The organism is Rheinheimera sp. 1928-s (genome assembly GCF_029269265.1).
Taxonomy (GTDB): domain Bacteria; phylum Pseudomonadota; class Gammaproteobacteria; order Enterobacterales; family Alteromonadaceae; genus Pararheinheimera.
Genome location: NZ_JARIXP010000004.1, coordinates 484,927 through 504,218, shown reverse-complemented (window position 1 = coordinate 504,218; position 19,292 = coordinate 484,927). Strand labels below are relative to the sequence as shown.

Sequence of the window (19,292 nt, the reverse complement as noted above, 5' to 3'; positions counted from 1 at the left end):
TATCCGTCTTTGCAAAGTTGCACACTTTAATGCGGCGAGCGATATACAACAAAGCTGCAAGATGATCTTCAGCGGCAGAGCAGCTTGCAGTGCGGAAGTCGGCTGCAGTATAGTTTGCTAAACCGTACAGGTCTGATCTGTTCCGATTGCAGAGATTGGGTGAGTTAAGCAAGAAAAGGGAGCGGATGATGCTGGATCTGGAAGTGACGCTACAGCTAAAAAACCTGCTGATACTGGCTTGTGTAGCCTTTGGTTTTGGTTTGTCTTATGTGATTTGGCGTGCGCCCGGGCAAAATCGCCGGGCAGCGAATTGCTTAAGTGTAAGCACATTGGTCACCTCTGTGCTGGCGCTGGTGTATGTGTTGCAAGTGGAAAATAGTCAGGCCAGACCCTGGCTTTATACCTTGGTGTCGCTGCAGATGCTGCAAGGGCCTTTGTTGTATTTTTATACCAGATTTCAGACCGAACCTGGCTACAGCTGGCATTGGAGCCAGTTGTTGCATCTGTTGCCTGCCGGTCTCTTTGCCACACTGTGGTTGCTGCAATTGCCTTTATCTGAACAAAGCCTGCTTTATATGGATTGCCCGGCGCAAAAAGACTGTGGTCAGATGTATCAGCACCGTCTGCTGCACAGACTGGCAGCCTGGAGTTCACTGATTTGTTATTCGTTGCTGGCGCTGCGTTTATTATTTCCGCATCAGCGCCGTATTAAAGCCTATTACTCCAGCATTGAAGGGGTGCAACTACACTGGCTAATGCTTATTTGTGGTTGTTACCTCGCGAGCACTGCCACTACAGTAATTTTTGACCTGCTGAATTATCTGGGGAGTCCTGTTATGTTAACTGGCGCCATGATGCAGGCGTTTTCACCTTTTATTACCGTGCTGCTGATGGTCACCTATGGCATACGTCAGGTGATGGTGCAGTTTGAAGATCACAGTCAGCAGCCAAAAAGCCCAAAGACGGACACTGCAGAGAGTGGCCAGGTGCAGCAGTTCTGCAAAGAGCAGAGTTCGGCAAAAAAATACCAGACCAGCAGCTTAACAGAACAGGATGCCAAAGCTTTGTGGCAAAGGTTGCAGCTTTGTATGCGCGCTGAGCAGCCTCATTTGGAAGCCGGGTTAAAAATTTCGGATCTGGCGCAAAGCCTGGGGGTTTCTGTGAATCATTTATCTGAAACCATTAATGGTTATGCCAACTTGTCTTTTTATGATTTTATTAATAACTACAGAGTGGAGGAGGCGGTACGTTTATTAACTGAACCTAAAATGGATTTTTTGTCTGTCACCGAAATAGGCTTTCAGGCGGGCTTTAATTCGAACTCAACTTTTTTCAGTCAGTTTAAAAGCCGTCTGCAGGTAACGCCTAAACAGTATCGTAAGCAGCCGCAAAGTGCTGTGATGAGTAGCCAGCAGTCAGGCTAAGGCCGTATTTGTCTGATTTTGCAAAGTCGGATCTTTTGCCCGCTTGTTTTTGTTATATCCAAAGTGACCGCAACAGTAGTTGCCTGACTTTGGTAAAACAAGAGAGCTTTGGCATGACCCTGAAAAAAATCATTTTACTTCTGTGCGCAGCATTTGTCTTGCTGATAGCAGTGCTGGCTATACGTACCTTGAGCTATCAACCCGCTTCTTTATCTCAGGAGACAGTCCAGACTGTCGCCATAGAACCCGAACGGATAGCGCAGCGTTTATCTGAAGCTGTGCAGTTTCGGACTATCTCGTTTGATCATGTAAAAATGATCCCTTATCCGCAGTTTGATGCATTTATTGACTGGCTTGCCCGCACTTATCCTGAGCTGCATCAGCAGCTGCAACTGCAAAAAGTGAATGACTACACCTTGCTGTTTAAATGGACCGGCAAAGACCCGGCGCAGCAAGCCATTTTGTTGTCAGCTCATTATGACGTGGTGCCTGTGATCCCAGGCACCGAAAAAAAATGGGCACATCCGCCTTTTGCGGGTGTGATTGACCAGGGCTATATTTGGGGTCGTGGCACTATGGATGATAAAAGTGCTGTGGTGGCTTTGATGGAAGCTGTAACTTTACTGCTGCAACAGCAGTATCAGCCAGAGCAGGATATTTATATCAGCCTGACCCACGACGAAGAAATTGGCAGCCGTAAGGGCGCAGCCGCTGTAGTGGAGCTGTTGCAACAACAACAGGTGAAGCTGGCCTGGTCACTGGATGAAGGCTCCTTTGTGCTCAATGGTCTGGTGCCTGGTGTCAAACCTCAGATTGCCAGCATTAATGTGGCAGAAAAAGGCTTTCTGACACTGGAGCTGCTGGCCACAGCTCAGGGCGGTCACAGCTCTATGCCTGCTTCAGAAACTGCGGTCACTATGATCGCACAAGCACTGGTGAAATTGCAGCAAGCCCCTGTGCCAGGAGGCCTGGACGGTTTAACACTGGATTTTTATCTAACTTTAGGCCGCCATATGCCGCTGCTGCAGCGTGTCTTGCTGGCCAATACCTGGTTGTTTGGCTCGCTCATTGAAGCGCAAATGAGCAAGATGCCCAGTGGAAATGCCGTATTAAGAACCACCACAGCAGCCACTATGTTGTCCGGCAGTGTTAAATCTAATGTGCTGCCGATAGAAGCTACAGCCACAGTGAATTTTCGTCTGCATCCGCGGGATTCTGTGCAAAGCATAGTGGACTATGTCACTAGAGTGATAGATGACGAACGTATTGCCATCAAGGTGATCCAAGCCTTCGAGCCTTCTAAAGTAGCTGACAGCAAAGCCGCAGCTTTTGAGCTCATAGCTAAAACTGCCCGCCAAACCCACGGCGCTGTGCTGGTGGTACCAGGCCTGACGCTGGGGGCTACTGACAGCCGTTTTTATGAAAAACTGTCTGATAATGCCTATCGCTTTAATCCTATGGTGCTGGATGCAAAAGACAGCGCTGGTTTTCACGGAACCAATGAGCGCATGAGTGTAGACAATATGGCCAAAGCGGTCAGTTTCTATTACCTGCTGTTAAAGGACAGTGCTCTGGCCTCAAAGCCGCGTTAATCCTGTTTTCGCTGAGTTGAACTGCGCTATGAATAAGGGAAATGGCTTTTCATAGCGCGTACTTTCCATTGCGCGTAATAGTACAGATAAATTTGACAGCTATAAGTACGTCAGCGCACGGAAGGAAAGTAACGGATATGAGAAAACCTGTACAGCTGATGGTAATGAACACCTCAGCTTTAACTACAGGAAAATAAAAACTATGAACAGCTATCAGGCTACAAGGAATGTGCAAGTTATAGGACAGCAAAGTACTGCTCTGAATTTGTTATCAACAACTCAAAAAACAAGCCCATTTTTTCGTTTGAAGCCTTTGGTTTTAAGCCTTTTGTCAGTACTGATGATCCCCGCAGCTCACGCAATGGATTACAGCAATTTTGAAGAGAACGGCTGGTCTGCTGGTATGAACATCGGTAAATCTATTGCCGGAATCGAGCAGGATACTATACGCACTGATTTAGAAAATCAGGGTTTTAATATTAACTCTGTGTTGGAAGACCGTCGCAGCGAAGGCTATAAAATTTTTGTGGGTTATAAGTTTAACCCTTATCTGGCTGTAGAAGGTGGCTACTTTAATGTGGGTGGTTTCCACGCACTTGCAAACACAACACCAACCAGCGATTTTCGCGGTAAAACCAAGCTGTTGGGCTGGAATCTTGATTTAGTGGGCATTATGCCATTTACCGAAGATTTCTCTGGTTTTGCCCGTATTGGTGTGACTCAAAACGAAACTTCAAATACCTATAGCAGCAATGGCTTGATCGATGTCACCGGCTACAATGAAGATGGCAGCTATACAAAAAACAAATACGGTCTGGGACTGCAATATAATATTTCACCTATTTTGACGGTACGACTGGAAGCCGAACGTTATCGCTTAGACGATTTGCTCGCTCACAGTGGTGACGTGGATATGTATTCTTTAGGTTTAATGTTGCGCTTTGGCAAAACAGAGCCAACTTATGCTGCCACTCCTGCACCACAACCTGTGCGCGCTGCTGACCCTGTGGCTGTCGCAGAAACTGCGGCTGAAGAACCTGAAGTGCTGGTGCTGGAAGATGTGCATTTTAATTTTGATACAGCCGAATTAAACGACGATACCAGAGTGATATTGCGTCAGCATGTCCAGACGTTAAAAGCCAATCCGCAAGCGCGAGTACGTATTGCTGGTTATACCTCAGCCAGCGGTACAGCTGAATACAATCAGGCCTTAAGCGAGCGTCGTGCCCAGTCCATCAAAGCATTTTTGATACTCGAAGGTGTGGATGCCAACCGATTCAAAACTATAGGTTTTGGTCAACGCAACCCTGCTGAATATGAAGCTAATCCTGAAATTTTACGCTCTGATGCGGCGAAAGCTAATATGCGTGGTTTGTTTGAAATTATTGTGGAGTAAGGTGAATACATTCTAATAAAAAAGCAGCCTTAAATCGGCTGCTTTTTTCATTTTTGGCCCTGCTAAAAGTGATAAACAGGAGGGTGAAACAGGTCTGTTAGGGTTTTTATTTTACGTAGTATTTACTCTAAAAATTATTGTTTTCAAATAATTTATTACATGTGGCTGAAGGCCAGTCAATAACTGGTTCACGGTGCTGTAAATATAAGAATCCATCTGTGCGATAGCACACAGACGAGCTTGGTTTGCTATGAGAAAAGCTATCCAGCTGAAAAGTGTTTTACGCATCAGCGTTAACTAAAAGAAAGGATAGGCATCATGGTAGGAAATCAAAAAGTACAGCTTAACGTCTGCTACAGGTGGCTACTAAGCTTGCTTGTGCTGTTATTTATTGCTGGTTGTAATAGCGATAAAGACCCAATTCTTGGATTGGAGCCTGTAGATGGGCTCCAGTCGATTTTAATATCACCGGAAAATCCCACTATAGCTGCAGGCTTAACGCAGCAGTTTACCGCGCTTGGTGTCTATGCAAATGGCACCTCACTGGATATCAGTGACAAAGTGACCTGGAGCTCAGCTGCTGTTGCTGTCTCTACCATTAATAGTCAGGGACTGGCGACTGCATTGCAGTCTGGTACCTCTGTGATTTCAGCCTCTTTTGCCGGCAAAACGGCCAACACTCTTTTAACTGTCACCAATGCAGTGTTAACCAGTATCAGCATCAGTCCGCTGGATGCCAGTGTGGCCGATGGTTTAACCACTCAATTTATTGCAACAGGGGTGTATTCTGACGGCACTACGGAAAATATCAGTAGTGTTGTGAGCTGGTTATCCAGTGATACATCTATCGCTATGATGAACCCGAGTCAAACGGCTTCAAGTGGTTTAGCTGCCGCTATGGCTCCTGGTAGTACAGAAATAAGCGCCACTCTGGGGGCTTTGTCTGCCACGACCAGTCTGACGGTGACTGATGCGGTACTGATGTCGATACAGCTGACTCCGGTAAACGCTAATTTATTTGTTGGCGTCAGTCGGCAGTTTAGTGCAACAGGGGTGTATTCAGATGGATCGTCTCAGGATATCAGTGCTTTAGTCAGTTGGGCTTCCAGTGCCCAGGCCATTGCTGCTATTGATTCTGCTGCAGGTGCAAATCATGGTTTAGCTGCAGGACTTGCTGCCGGTACTACCCAAATCAGTGCAACTTTAGGCGTAGTGTCCGCTGAAACCATGCTGACAGTCAGCAATGCGACCTTGAACAGCATTGTGGTAACTCCGCTTGTTTCCACTGTGACAATGGGTTTATCGCGCCAGTTTATTGCTACAGCTAATTATTCAGATGGCAGCTCTTTTGATGTCAGCCGCTCAGCGGTTTGGGCATCCGCCGATACGCAGATTGCCACTATGAACGCCAACGGTGCTGTGAATAGTGGTTTGGCGACAGGTCAGGCCGCAGGAACAGTACAAATCACTGCAACTTTAGGCTCAGTATCTGGCAGTGCCAGTTTAACTGTGAATAGTGCCACATTAACTAGTCTGGTGGTTACGCCTGCGCTGAGTAGTGTGGTTTCAGGTCAGAACAGACAGTTTACCGCAACAGGTATTTACTCTGATGGTTCCTCAGATAATCTGACCTCTTTGGTCACCTGGACCTCATCCGATAATGCTGTGGCTTTACCTAATGCCAATATGCAGAGCAATAGTGGTTTAGTGGCAGGACTAAGCGCTGGCACAGTGCAAATTCGCGCTACTCTGGCGGCTGTATCGGCAGAAGCGACTCTGACTGTGACAGCTGCAACTTTAAGTTCTATTAGTGTGACTCCTTTGAACTCATCTGTTGCAGTGGGTCTTAATCGCCAGTTTGTGGCCACAGGTATTTATTCTGATGGTTCAACACTGAATATCAGCCAGTCTGTGGTCTGGGCTTCGGCCAATACGCAAACTGCCACTATGAATGCCAATGGTAACTCAGCAAGTGGTTTGGCCACAGGTCAGGCAGCAGGTGTAGTACAAATCAGCGCGACGCTGGGCAGCATCTCTGGTGCAGCAACTCTGACAGTTACCAATGCAAGCTTAAGCAGTATCAGTGTTACCCCGTTAAACCCAAGTGTGGTGGATGGTTTAAGCCGCCAGTTTAATGCAACCGGAACTTACAGTGACGGCAGTACTGCGGATCTGACTGCTGTTGCGCACTGGACATCAGGCACTATTGCTGTGGCCAGCATGAACGCCAGTCTGACTGCAAATAGCGGCCTTGCTACCGGTTTGTCGGCTGGTACTTCGTTAATCCGTGCCAGTTTTGCCGGGGTAGACGGCAGCACCACTCTGACGGTAACAGCTGCAACTCTGACGGCTATTGAAGTGACGCCAGAGAATGCATCAGCTGTAGTAAATGAAACTGAGCAGTTCATTGCCACAGGCGTTTACACCGACGGCAGCAGGGTCAATATCACTAGCACTGTGGTATGGACTTCGAGCAATACCGGTGTTGCTGTAATGAATGCCAGTGGTCAGCCAAACAGTGGTCTGGCGACAGCTATGGCAGCAGGCAGCAGTACTGTTACCGCTACTTTAGGTTCAGCTCAGGATAGTGCAGTGCTGACAGTCACAGCGGCTTTAGCAAATAATCCTCAGGCGCCGGCTATGGGTGAACTGGAACGTTTTGTCATGATAGCCAGTCAGGCTATCACTACAACTGCAGGCTCTGCTGTCGCTGATGGTGATATGGCCATCCTTGATTTAGCCCGCACAGCTTACGCTGGTTTTACTCCAGGCCCGGTCGCAGGGCAGTTTACTCAACTGACCAATGGTGTGTCTTATGCGCCTGATGATGTCACCCCACCTTATGTAGTGCCTGTGCCTTATGCATCTATGGTGGCCTTTATTAACCAGGTTCGTACTGATTTAGGGGTAGCTGCAACATTTTTAGCTGCTGATCCTAATCCTGCTGCCGCAACTCAGGCCTTGCCTGCGGAACTGGGTGGTCGGGTGATGACTCGGGGTGTTTATCGCAATGCAGGTAATGTCATTATCCAGCAGGGCAACCTGACGCTGGATGCACAGGGTGATCCAGATTCAGTCTTTATCTTTGTGATTGCAGGCACCTTCACGACCGGAGCTCCGGGTGGAAATATTGTACTGACCGGTGGTGCTCAGGCTAAGAATGTATTCTGGCGGACCGGCGGAGCCACAGTATTCGGCAGCAATACCAGCTTTGCCGGTAACGTATTTGCCTGGCCACAAATCAATCTGGGTACAGGCACTGCCATCACAGGTCGTTTGTTCTCCGTGACTGAGCAAGTCACTTTAGATGCCAATGCTGTGACTAAGCCTCAATAGAGGCTTGTCAGTCGGAGATAAGGAATAAGAAATGAAAAACTTAACAGAGTTAAATAGTGCGAAAGTGCTGTTGGTTTTCGCCAGCAGCTTGCCCTTGATGATATCGACCAATGTTCAGGCTCAGGATCAGTCCAGCTATGACAAAAATGGTTGGTACATAGGGGCGAACATAGGTCAGTCTAAAGCCAATATTGATGCAGAAAGGCTTCAGACCAGCCTGGAAGACAATGGCTTCGTCGTTAGTTCGATTGACGAAGACAGTAGCAATCAAGGCTACAAAGCCTATGTAGGTTATCAATTTGGCACTTATCTGGCAGTTGAGGGCGGTTATTTTGATCTGAATGATTTTAGTTTTCTGGCGAATACCTTGCCAGTGACTGATTTCAGAGGTGAAACAGGGCTAAAGGGCTGGAATCTGGATCTGGTCGGCACTCTGCCTTTGACAGAACGTTTTTCGGCAATAGCCCGTATTGGCGTGACTCAAAACGACTCAAAAACCCGCTACAGCAGCAATGGTTTAATTAACACTGCAGCTTATAACCAGGATGACAGCTACACCAAACATAAGTTTGGTCTGGGTTTGCAATATGACTTATCCGCCGCTTTGACACTGCGACTGGAAGCCGAACGTTATCGCATGGACGATTTAGTGGGTAACAAAGGCGATCTGGATTTGTATTCTCTGGGTTTAGTCTACCGTTTTGGCTCAACCACTAAAGCAGAACCGCAAGCAGCCCCGGCTCCTGTGCAAAAAGCACAAGCAGCTGTAGTGGCACAAACTGTGGTGAAAGAGCCCGAAGTGCTGGTGCTGGAAGATGTACATTTTAATTTTGACACGGCTGAGTTAAATGACGAAACCAAAGTCATTTTACGCCAGCATGTTCAAACGTTAAAAGCCAATCCTCAGGCGCGTGTGCGTATTGCAGGTTATACCTCAGCCAGCGGCAGCGCTGAATATAATCAGGCATTAAGTGAACGTCGTGCCCAGTCGATTAAAGCTTTTTTGATAGCTGAAGGTGTGGACGCCAATCGCTTTAAAACCATAGGTTTTGGTCAAAGAAATCCTGCGGAGTATGAAGCAAACCCATCAGTTTTACGCTCAGATGCAGCGAAAGCTAATATGCGTGGTTTGTTTGAAATTATTGTTGAATAAAGCCAGATAGGTTTTGTAAAAAGCAGCCATAAACCGGCTGCTTTTTTTATGCCTGCTCATTTATTCTATAAAGTGCAGGATTAAAAATGCCACTTCAGCAGCAGGTTCAGGTTGTATTCGTTGCTGCGTAAGTTGGGCTGGTCTTTGATGCCAAATTTGTTCAGCCACAACACATATTCAAAACCAAGATATATTTTATCTTCGATATTCAAAGGTTTACTTAGCAGCCACTTGAATTGCGAGGTCATATTCAGAGTGGCATTGTGATCCTCTGTTGCGCTGGCCCAGTCAAGGAAACCATCATAGAGAAAATCCTGATCACCCACTGCAAAAGGCAGGCCCCAGGTAATAGTCGTTTGCCAGTTGTCACTACGGTTATCATTATTACGGCGGTACAGATTGACCTGAACATAGCGGAAGTGGGGGATGTCCAGATTAACGCCAACGCCATATAGCAGATGAGTGGCCTGACTGGACATTTCGACTGTAGTCGCCAAGCTAACCTCGCTGATCAGGCCCCATTTGCCTTCAGCCAGTCCCAATTTGCTAAAACTCCAGCGGGGTGCCCATTCGGCATAATTGGTTAAATCACCGGTATCTGGCCTGATGTGGTCGAGAAAAAAGAAGCTGTCGCCCCAACTGGTGGCCGCTGCATGTTCAAAGGTATAGATAGCGCGTTTATTGTCACCTAAGCGGTAATTGTTACCTGTTAAATAACTCAGCCTGAAGTCTTGCCAAAGCACTGTGCAATGGGCGGGAGCACAACAGAGCATAGCGATCAGCAGCAGAGTTTTTGGCATAAAGAACTTATGGCAACAGGGTAGGTGTTTTAATACTGGCAGCTGATTGCAGAAGATCAATTAAGCGCAGGATTTTATTCAGTAATATTCCTGGCTTGTTAATTGTGAGAGCAGGTGTTGAGGCCACAGCATGCTGTGATAAGTCATGCTGTGGCCTCGTGATTGTCAGGCAGGTTGCTAAAAATGATCAGAAGCGGTAACGGACGCCCAGTTCAAAAGAACGCTCAGGACCGACGTATATACCCTGACGCAGACCGCTGATATAGCGTTTATCTGTCAGGTTTTTGACCGAACCCGATACACTCAGGTTATCACTGATTTGATACTGACTCAGTAAATCAACCACTGTATAAGCTGGTAACAAACCACCCCAAATAGAACTTGGTGCTGCGGTTGGCAGCTCGACTGTATTGGCTTCGTTACCAAATTGCTCACCGCGATGATGCAGGTTCAGAGACAGGTTCAATTGTTCTAACTGATAGTTCAGGCCCAGATTGGCCAGTATTTTAGGGGCATAAGAGATACGATTGCCTTTAAAATCACCGGTTTCAAACTCAGATTCCGGTACCCAGGTCGCGTTGGCATCCAGGTTCAGACCTGCCATCAGCGGCTGGCTGACACTAAACTCCATGCCATAATGACTGGTCTCGCCGGCATTAGAGGTCGCTATGCCTGCATTGCTGTTACCAGTCACTACCTGATTGCTAAAATCCATCATAAAAGCTGCCACTTCGTAACTGGTGGAGCCCGCTACACCACGCACACCCACTTCATAATTGACTGAGCGTTCGCCATCCAAGGCAGCGTCGGACAGACCATCCAGCGCTACTGCATTGGATGCAGGAGAGAAAGCACGGTAGACCCCTGCATACAACTGCGCTGCATCTGTTAACTCATACGTTAAACCCACACCAGGTAAATATTCAGTATTCGAGGTTTTAGCAAGCGCATTCGTTTGCAGATTTAAGCGTTCTTGCTGATAAGATTCAACACGCAAGCCTGGAGTTAATGCCAGTTTGTCGCTCAGTACTATACGGCTTTGGATATAACCAGCGACGCTGTCAGCGCTGTCCTGCAGATGACCGGCAATAGTACCGGTGCGATCTGCGGCGCGGGTGGTGGTGATACGTAAATCGTTGGATTTTTCATGCATGAAACGCAAACCAAACTCTGTGCTGGCTTCAAGGCCAAACAACGGCTGCTCAAGCGTTAAACGGCTTTCTGCACCTGTGCGCTCAAAGGATCTGTTATTGCCTGTCAGGCTATCCGTATAGACCCAACGACCTGCAGCAACTGACGCATTGGTATCCACAGCATAACGCCAGTAATCACGGGTGACATCGCTCCAGTACACCAATGTGTTTAAAGTTGCAGTGTCGTTCAGTTGCCATTCGTGGTTGATATCAAAAGCCACGCGGTCAGCCAGAAAATCATCATCCGGAGCCGGGTTGTAGTCAGCGCCAGCTTTGTAGTCATTTAACAATAAACCGCGGTACGACATATTGACGTCATTTTCGTACCAGGACAGCTTGACACCTAATTTCTGGTTATTGGCAAACTCAACACCAGCTTTGGCCATCACATCATTCATGGTGTAGCCTTTATCCATAAAGCCATCGCTGGTTGCATGGGTAGCGACAATACCGGCAAAGGCATCACCAGCAGCGTTTTTATTACCCGCTTCAATACCCACTTCTTTCATATTAAAAGAACCGGCACGGGCGGACAGCTCGACACCATCATCCGGAGTTTTGGTCTGGTAATTGACCACACCGCCTATAGTGGAAGGGCCATAACGTAAAGAGGATGAACCTTTGAGTACTTCAACCCGTTCTACCCGCTGAATACGGGGGTTAAAGTAGCGGTCGTTACCGATAAATAAACCAGGAGCCACAGGCACACCATCTTCGAGCAGTAAAGATTTGGACTCGCCTGCAGATAAACCTCGAATGCCAAAGTTAGCAATGACAGAAGTTTCTTCTTCACTTTTGATATTAATGCCAGGGATGCGGCGCAATACATCTTCAGTTGACAGAGGTTGCACCCGCTGAATTTCTTCCAGTTCTACCAGATTGACTGAACCTGTAGCGTTAAAACGATGGTCTTCTTTCTGACCTACCACTTTCACCACTTCCATGGCTGGCATCACTGATTTTTTTGCAACTGGGTTTTCTTCGGCGCTACTGCTACAGGCATAACCAGTGGCTGCAATAGCAACAGCCAGAGCTAAACGAGACGGGCGGAAATGGGTTGTGAACAACATCGCAGACATCCTGGATTCCTTGTAATAAATTCAACGCTCAAACCATCAAGGTGTTGAAAACAGGCGGAGTTGATAACGAGTTCTACGCCGCTTACCTGACTGGCTGTATCAGTGGGCGCTAATTTAACTATGAATGGTAATTATTGTCAATTGTGTTCTGTATGCGGAATCATTCTTATTGTTTAATCAATTTAGCTTGATGCATCAGGCTGGATTATGTAACAGCCGATGAATATGCTGGCGTAACCAGCGTCGTAACGGGTCGTCCTGAGTTCTGGAGTGCCAGACCTGGCTGATTTGCACTTGTGGTAATGACACAGGACAGGTTTTGAACAGCAAATTTGAGTTCGCCTGCACCGCGATATTCGCCACTGATTGCAGGCAGGTCAGCAGCACATCATTTTTGTGAACTATATGGGCTGGTGATAAAAAACCTGAAACTCCGGTACTGACCTGACGCTTTAATCCAGCTTTGGCTAATTCCTGATCAACCAGGCCATCCAGATCGCCCGTCAGTGTGGTTACTATATGCCTGGCTTGGCAATAGTGGTCGAGATTTAGCTCCTGCTCGGCCAATGGATGTTGACGACGCATCAGTACCACAAAGTCTTCGCTCTGCAATTGTTGCTGATAAAAACTCTCTGGTAAATCACGGTAAAAGCCAGCAATGGCCAGATCACAATCGCCACGTTCCAACTGCTGCTTAGGCAAAACCCCCTGAGTATGGCGCATCACCAGCTGAACTTGTGGTGCCTGTTCGGATAACAGTGGCAGCAAGTCCGGCAGTAATACACTTTCTATGTAATCAGTGCTGTAGATCACCAGTCGGTCGGCCTGATTTAAAAAATCTACGTCACTTTGATGCTGATAAAAACCTTCAAGTGAAGACACCAGCTGCAATATTTCGGTGGAGATACTGATCGCTTTGGGTGTTGCAGTTAACCCCCTGGCAGCGCGGACAAAAAGTGGATCGGCAAACTCATGGCGTAGCTTATTCAGTTTATGACTGAGTGCAGGCTGGCTCAGATTCAGACGGGTTGCTGCAGTGCTGACATTCAACTCTTCGTACAACACTTTAAACAGCAGCAATAAATTCAGATCTTTATTTTTGATATTCATAATTTGGATAGCTGATATTAAATCAATTCACTTCTTTGAAGTTTAGCCTTACTGCAGACTAAGCACCATCAAATCCACAACACAGAGGTGACAGATGCAATTATCAAAACGCGTTGTACAACTGGGGCTGGCAGCAGCCCTGACGCTAAGCAGTGCTTTAGCTATGGCAGCCGACAAAGTATTGATTGTCGTGACCAGCCACAGCCAAATGGGCAATACCAGTGAAAAAACCGGCTATTGGTTAGGTGAAGTCACACATCCCTATCAAGAACTGGTCAATGCCGGTATTGAAGTCGATATTGCCAGCATTGCCGGCGGCAAAGCGCCAGTGGACGAACGCAGCCTGGCTGAGGCAGATAAAGTTAATCAGTGGTTTATGGCTGACAACATACACAGCAATAAATTACAGCAGACATTGAAGTTAGCGGATTTAAAAGCTGCAGATTACCGTGCTGTGCTTTTTGCCGGTGGCCACGGCACCATGTGGGATTTCCCACAAGATAAAACGTTACAACAATTTGCTGCAGATCTCTATCAGAACGATGGCATAGTGGCGGCAGTTTGTCATGGTCCTGCTGCTTTATTGAATATCAAACTGGCCGATGGCAGCTATCTGATTTCAGGGAAGGAAGTGACAGGTTTTAGCAACAGTGAAGAAGAGCAGGTAAAACTGACCCAGGTGGTGCCATTCTCTTTGCAGGATGAACTGATCAAGCGCGGTTCCAGCTACAGTGCAGCAGCCAATTGGCAAAGTAAAGTGGTGGTGGATCAGCGTCTGGTTACGGGACAGAATCCACAATCTGCCACCGCTGTCGGAGCTGCTTTAGTCCAGTTGCTAACCACTAAATAGTTTTTATCTCACCGCTGCTGCACAACCACAGTTTGGAGCAAAGCTGTGGTTCTGTTTCGTTTCTGTTGCTTTCGCTTGTAATAGTGCGAAAAAATTGAGCACTGCCTGTCTGCTGAAACTGGCTCTGTACGTAAAACTTATCTACTCTCAAACCAGTAATGTTTTGGATCTGTGGTTATGTGGTTTAGATTTTGTATTTTGTTACTGAGTTTTAGTTTTACAGCGAATGCTTATGCAGCGCCAAAACAACAGGTGTTGTTGCTGACTTATCATTTAAAAGCCCCTTATGTGATTGATTGGGGGGAGCAACGGGGTTTGTATTTTGATTTGGCCTCGTACTTAAACCACAAAACAGACAAATACCAGTTTAAAACCGAGTTAATGCCAAGAAAGCGACTGGATGCCTTATTGGCAGATCCTTTTGTTGATGTAGTGGTTGGGGTTCAGCCTGCCTGGTTTAAGTCTCTGGCAGATCAAATGCTGTTTACCGCCCCTTTTTTATATGACAAGGATATGTATGTATCTGATGCCAGAAAACCAGTGCGGGATCAGGACTTAGCTGATTTAACAGGTAAAACCTTTATTGGCTCACAAGGCTATAAATACAAAGGTATAGATGAGATTGTTGCCTCAGGCATTCTGGAGAGGGTAGATACCTTACAGGAGGATTATGTGCTGGATATGCTCAGGTTAGGGCGTGGCGACTTTACCATTATCAGCTCTTCCACTTTGTCTTATAAATTCAGTCACGGCGAACAGGCAAGGCATTTTTATGTCGCCAAAACACCCCATGACGTGATCCAACGTAGCTTTATGCTAAGTAAAACCGATCCGCAGCTGCATCAGTTTTTACAGCAAGTGATCCGACAAATGCCTGCCGATCAGGAGTGGCAACTGTTGTTGGCTAAATACCAAATTCAACAGGCCATGGTAAAACCATGATTTATCTTTTGTTTTCATCAAAGCTTCGCTCAGCTGTCACATCTTTGTAAAGCGCACACGGCATGCTGAACGGGCTTAAACTTGTTGCATGCATCACTGTTCCTGGTGATTTCAGGGCCCTCAGCGGGCCCTTTTTTAATTTCTGTTTATTCAGTGTTATCAACTCTTGTCTCGTCGTTTACTGTTCACCATTTGTTGAAATATAGAGAGCATGAGTTATTCTCATTTCACTGAAAACACTACTTTTTTTTCTTCACTACAATACAATTTCAGCTACTGCTACTATACTGAGCGCGGACAATCCAGGCTTCATGGCGACACTTTTCACAAACTCCCTTGCCGCCATTTAATACGTGTATCCAAAGATAGTGCACCTATCCGGGTATATCGTGAGGAATCACAAAGACGTGAATATCAAGTTCGCCGTTGCTGGCTTTGTGCTTTGGGCATGTTCTGCTTTAGCTACTGAAGTCGTAACGCATCCTGCCGTGCCTATGGACCAACTGACAGTCACTCAGTTGCGTGCCATCTATTCTATGCGGCAACAAAACTGGCCCGATGGCAAAGCGATCCGGGTCTTTGTGTTGTCGGCAAAAAATCCGATACATCAGAGTTTTGCCAAAGAGAAACTGCAGATGTTTCCTTATCAGTTGGACAGGATTTGGCAGAAAATTACCTATTCGGGTTTAGGTGCAGCGCCTGTGGTGCTGACTTCAGAGCAACAAATGCGCGAAATGGTAGCAAATACCGAAGGGGCTATAGGTTATATTGAGAATTCAGATGAACTATCCACGCTTAAAGTCATTCATGTTACGCAGTAAGCTGTGTCTTTTACTACTGCTGAGCTGCTCATGGCAGTTGCAGGCTGATGAACTGCAATGGCATGGTTTTATTTCACAGGGCCTCATTCAGGCGCCTGAGACTAACTTTGTTAATCTGGATGACAGTATTTCCGCAGAGTTGACTGATGTCGGAGTCAATATGTCCTGGGGGGTGTCGGAGAAGCTGCGTCTGGCTGGACAGGCGGTGTATCTGGATGGTGGCCGCCGCTACACCAAAGGAACCCGGCTGGACTACTTATTTTTAGATTGGACTTTATACAGCGATTTTGACTGGCGACTGAATTTGTTTATTGGTCGCTTTAAAAACCAACATTGGCTTTATTCTGCCACCCGCGATGTGCCTTTTACCCGCAATGCCATAGTATTGCCACAATCTGTCTATTTTGATTCTTTTCGCGATATTGCTGTGGGCAGTGATGGTCTGGCATTAAAAAGTACCCACGACACCAGCATAGGTGAAATTGAACTGAACTGGAGTTGGGGCGCAACCAACTTAAGTAAAGAGCAAGGTCAGATCCTGTTAAGTACGCAAGCCCAAGGGAATGCTGAACAAGACTATGTGCATCAGGCTAGTGTGTTCTGGCGACCGGATCAATCCGCCTGGCAATTGGGGCTATCTTTGCTCGACTCAGACTTCAGCTACAAAAAAGCCGAACTGGATTTATACAGCGATGGTGCCATGACAGTACAACGGGTGATGTTAAATGGTCGTTATGCGGCTGAATACTGGGAGTTGAGCAGTGAATGGGTGCAGGAGCGGCTGGATATCAGTGATTTTTATGTACCTGGTTTTAAACGCAACAGTTTTAGTCAGGGCTGGTATCTGCAGGGGCGCTATAACCTGATGCCACGTACCTGGGCACTGTTGAGTGTGGATATCTTTGATTTGGACAAAGATGATCGCAGTGGGGTTAAGTTTTCACAAAGTACAGGCGGTATGGTGCCTGCCTATTTTGGTTATCAGGATGATGTCACTTTAGGTTTAACTTATGATATTAAAGACAATCTGCGTTTAACTATGGAGCACCACTGGGTGAAGGGCACGGCACGTTTAGCTTACCCTGTGATGCCGGACTTGCAGCATAATAAATCTGAATACTGGCAAATGTGGGCTATGCAACTGATGTATTGGTTTTAAATAGCATGCGGCCTTTTGTATTTAGTTTACCCTGGAAAATTCTGCTGGCGACCATCAGCGCTTTGCTTTGTATGACGGTGCTGCAAACCAGTTTGGGTTTGATGCGAATGAGCGAGGAGTTTGATCAGCAGCAGCAGGTCAAACGTGAATCGGCAAGACAGCAGTATCTGCAACAAAATACCATTATTGAGCAACAGCTGCGGGTCTGGTTGGAAAGCTTTTCTGATCTGGTGCAGTTAAGCCAGCACCCTGATTTTTCAATTTTTATTCAGCATCTGGCTGAACAAAGCGCCAATATGCAACTGCATCTGAATATTGAGCAAATTTGGTTGCACAACAGCGATATGCAACTGCTGTTTAATAGTGGTCAGCAAACCTCTTATTTTTCTCCCACTTTAGTGCAAAAGGTACTGAAACAACAAAGTCCGTCGACTATTAATTTATGTGTACAGTATTGTGTCAAACAGCTGAGTTTGCCTGTGCTGAACGCCTCAGGTGAAGTGGCCGTGATGACAGTGACCACAACGCTGGTTGATATTTTATCGGCGTTGCATCAAAGCTTAAATTCTGATGTGGCCTTGATCCGGGCCAGTAAATCAGCAACAGGGAAAATCAACCGCGAACTGGTGTCCAGCTCTAACCCGCGGTTAGTCACAGCACTGTTGCAAAAAGTCTCAGATCTTGAAGCGGATTTGGCTTTAAGTGAAGGGCTGGAATTGCATCACAATGGCCAGCAGTACCTGATCTCCGCTTTTGAAATGCAAAGCCAGGGCGTGTACCTGACTGTGGTGGACAATATCAGTGATTTTGTCGCTACTAATAATGGCTATCGTCGTCAATTGCTCATTACCTCAGTGTTTTTATTTGGCGGTATGGTGCTGCTGGTGTATCTGATCATGCGCCGCATCAGTCTGAGGTTAAAAAAGCTCAGTCAGGCTTTACCTTTACTATCACAAAAACAATATGCAGGTTTTCGTCAGCAAAGCCAGTTTGATGCCAGCATCTGGCCGGATGAAGTGGATTTATTACGTCAGGCTGCTGATGAGTTAAGTATTGAACTGGAGCAACTGAACCATAAAGTAGAGCAGCATACCAATGAGCTGGAAAAAGTGGCGATGTACGACTTACTGACTACGTTGCCGAACCGGAATATGTTGCAGTATCAACTGGAGCGTATGCTGAGCAGCCAAAGCACGGAGAACAAATTTCTGGCTGTGCTTTTTGTTGATTTGGATGACTTCAAACGCATCAACGACAGCCTGGGCCATGCGCAGGGAGATAAGTTACTGAAACTGGTTGCGCTGCGGTTAGAAGATTGTTGTGGTGTCAACGATTTGCTATGTCGTTTTGGTGGCGATGAGTTTGTTTTTGTGTTGCCGCAACAGGCAGATGTGGATGCGCCTTTTCGTTTAGCAAGTCAGGTATTGCAGCGTATTCAGCAGCCTTTGACCATTGATCAGCAAAACTTTGTCATGACGGCCAGCATAGGTTTAACCATAAGTATGGCTACGCCGACAGATGCTGATGATTTAATTCGTCAGGCCGATTTAGCTATGCATGAAGTCAAAGTGAATGGTGGCAATGGCGCTCAGGCTTATAACCTGGATATGTATCAGCGGGTGCAGCAGCGCGTATTGCTGGAACAGGATTTAAAAGAGGCGTTGTTACTGAACCAGTTCAGTCTCAGTTTTCAGCCCCAAATGACGATAGCCACTGGGGCTTTGTATGGTTTTGAAGCCCTGATCCGCTGGCGTCATCCCAGCAGAGGTATGGTGCCGCCGGATGAGTTTATCCCGGTGCTGGAGCAATCCAGACAAATAGTGCCGCTGGGCTATTGGATCATCGAACAATGTATGCAGCAATGCCTGAATTTATTGCACAGTGGCTGGCATCATTTCCGTATTGCCATTAACTTGTCGGCTGAACAGTTTGTTGACCCACAATTGATCCCAACACTGAAACGACTGCTGGATAAATACGAGCTGCAAGGCTCTTATTTTGAACTGGAACTGACAGAGCGTACTTTGGTGCAGAGCATAGACACTATGCTGAACATCATGTCGCAAATTAAAGCCATGGGTATTCATTTTGCTATCGACGATTTTGGTACTGGCTATTCGTCCTTAAGTTATCTGAAAAAAATGCCGATGGACTGCATCAAAATTGATAAGAGCTTTTTGTCAGGAATGCTGGAAAATGCCGCTGATTTTCAAATCATTGCTTCTACTATTGCGATGGTGCAAAAGCTGCAACTTCAGGTTGTGGCTGAAGGGGTGGAGACACGTGAGCAACTGGAGCTATTGCGTCAGCAGGGCTGTGATATAGCGCAGGGCTATTTGATTGCCAGGCCCATACCACAACCCGAGCTGGCAGGTTTTCTAGAAGAACATTTCCCTAAAGGCATTTGGCAGGGTCAGAGTCTTTGAGTCTGACCCTT

13 protein-coding genes are annotated in these 19,292 nt (G+C 46.7%); 10 read left to right on the top strand and 3 right to left on the bottom strand.

What is annotated here, in order from left to right; translation table 11 throughout:
* The first annotated feature begins 185 nt into the window (after positions 1-185).
* From P3C17_RS12635 to P3C17_RS12615, 5 genes are all read left to right on the top strand, one after another.
* Positions 186-1,424, top strand: coding sequence for an AraC family transcriptional regulator (locus P3C17_RS12635; RefSeq protein WP_300929769.1), 1,239 nt, complete (start codon positions 186-188; stop codon positions 1,422-1,424).
* A gap of 113 nt (positions 1,425-1,537) precedes the next feature.
* On the top strand, positions 1,538-3,016 hold the full coding sequence (locus P3C17_RS12630) for a M20 family peptidase (RefSeq protein WP_300929768.1): 1,479 nt from the start codon (positions 1,538-1,540) through the stop codon (positions 3,014-3,016).
* A 202-nt stretch (positions 3,017-3,218) separates the two neighbouring features.
* Entirely contained in the window at positions 3,219-4,412 is a 1,194-nt protein-coding gene (locus P3C17_RS12625; protein ID WP_300929767.1) for an OmpA family protein, read from the top strand.
* Positions 4,413-4,730: 318 nt separating this feature from the next.
* Positions 4,731-7,748, top strand: a complete 3,018-nt coding sequence (locus P3C17_RS12620) for an Ig-like domain-containing protein (protein ID WP_300929766.1) — start codon at positions 4,731-4,733, stop codon at positions 7,746-7,748.
* A 31-nt stretch (positions 7,749-7,779) separates the two neighbouring features.
* Positions 7,780-8,901 (top strand): OmpA family protein, encoded by a 1,122-nt coding sequence (locus tag P3C17_RS12615; protein WP_300929765.1) that lies wholly within the window; start codon positions 7,780-7,782, stop codon positions 8,899-8,901.
* An 80-nt stretch (positions 8,902-8,981) separates the two neighbouring features.
* Here the strand turns inward: P3C17_RS12615 and P3C17_RS12610 are convergent, their stop codons facing one another.
* From P3C17_RS12610 to P3C17_RS12600, 3 genes are all read right to left on the bottom strand, one after another.
* Positions 8,982-9,701 (bottom strand): outer membrane protein OmpK, encoded by a 720-nt coding sequence (locus P3C17_RS12610; RefSeq protein ID WP_300929764.1) that lies wholly within the window; start codon positions 9,699-9,701, stop codon positions 8,982-8,984.
* A gap of 187 nt (positions 9,702-9,888) precedes the next feature.
* Positions 9,889-11,973 (bottom strand): TonB-dependent siderophore receptor, encoded by a 2,085-nt coding sequence (locus P3C17_RS12605; RefSeq protein ID WP_300929763.1) that lies wholly within the window; start codon positions 11,971-11,973, stop codon positions 9,889-9,891.
* 195 nt (positions 11,974-12,168) lie between these two features.
* Complete coding sequence (locus P3C17_RS12600) at positions 12,169-13,083, bottom strand: LysR family transcriptional regulator (RefSeq protein ID WP_300929762.1); 915 nt, start codon at positions 13,081-13,083, stop codon at positions 12,169-12,171.
* Between the two features lie 94 nt (positions 13,084-13,177).
* Here P3C17_RS12600 and P3C17_RS12595 point away from each other — a divergent pair, with 94 nt between their 5' ends.
* The 5 genes from P3C17_RS12595 (at position 13,178) to P3C17_RS12575 (ending at position 19,281) form a co-directional block, all read left to right on the top strand.
* Positions 13,178-13,933, top strand: coding sequence for a type 1 glutamine amidotransferase domain-containing protein (locus P3C17_RS12595; protein WP_300929761.1), 756 nt, complete (start codon positions 13,178-13,180; stop codon positions 13,931-13,933).
* Positions 13,934-14,110: 177 nt separating this feature from the next.
* Positions 14,111-14,875, top strand: a complete 765-nt coding sequence (locus tag P3C17_RS12590; RefSeq protein WP_300929760.1) for a transporter substrate-binding domain-containing protein — start codon at positions 14,111-14,113, stop codon at positions 14,873-14,875.
* Between the two features lie 407 nt (positions 14,876-15,282).
* On the top strand, positions 15,283-15,696 hold the full coding sequence (locus tag P3C17_RS12585; protein ID WP_300929759.1) for a hypothetical protein: 414 nt from the start codon (positions 15,283-15,285) through the stop codon (positions 15,694-15,696).
* Complete coding sequence (locus P3C17_RS12580; protein ID WP_300929758.1) at positions 15,656-16,855, top strand: hypothetical protein; 1,200 nt, start codon at positions 15,656-15,658, stop codon at positions 16,853-16,855. The genes P3C17_RS12585 and P3C17_RS12580 overlap by 41 nt, the downstream gene beginning before the upstream one ends.
* A gap of 5 nt (positions 16,856-16,860) precedes the next feature.
* Positions 16,861-19,281, top strand: coding sequence for an EAL domain-containing protein (locus P3C17_RS12575; RefSeq protein WP_300929757.1), 2,421 nt, complete (start codon positions 16,861-16,863; stop codon positions 19,279-19,281).
* The last annotated feature ends 11 nt before the right edge of the window (positions 19,282-19,292 follow it).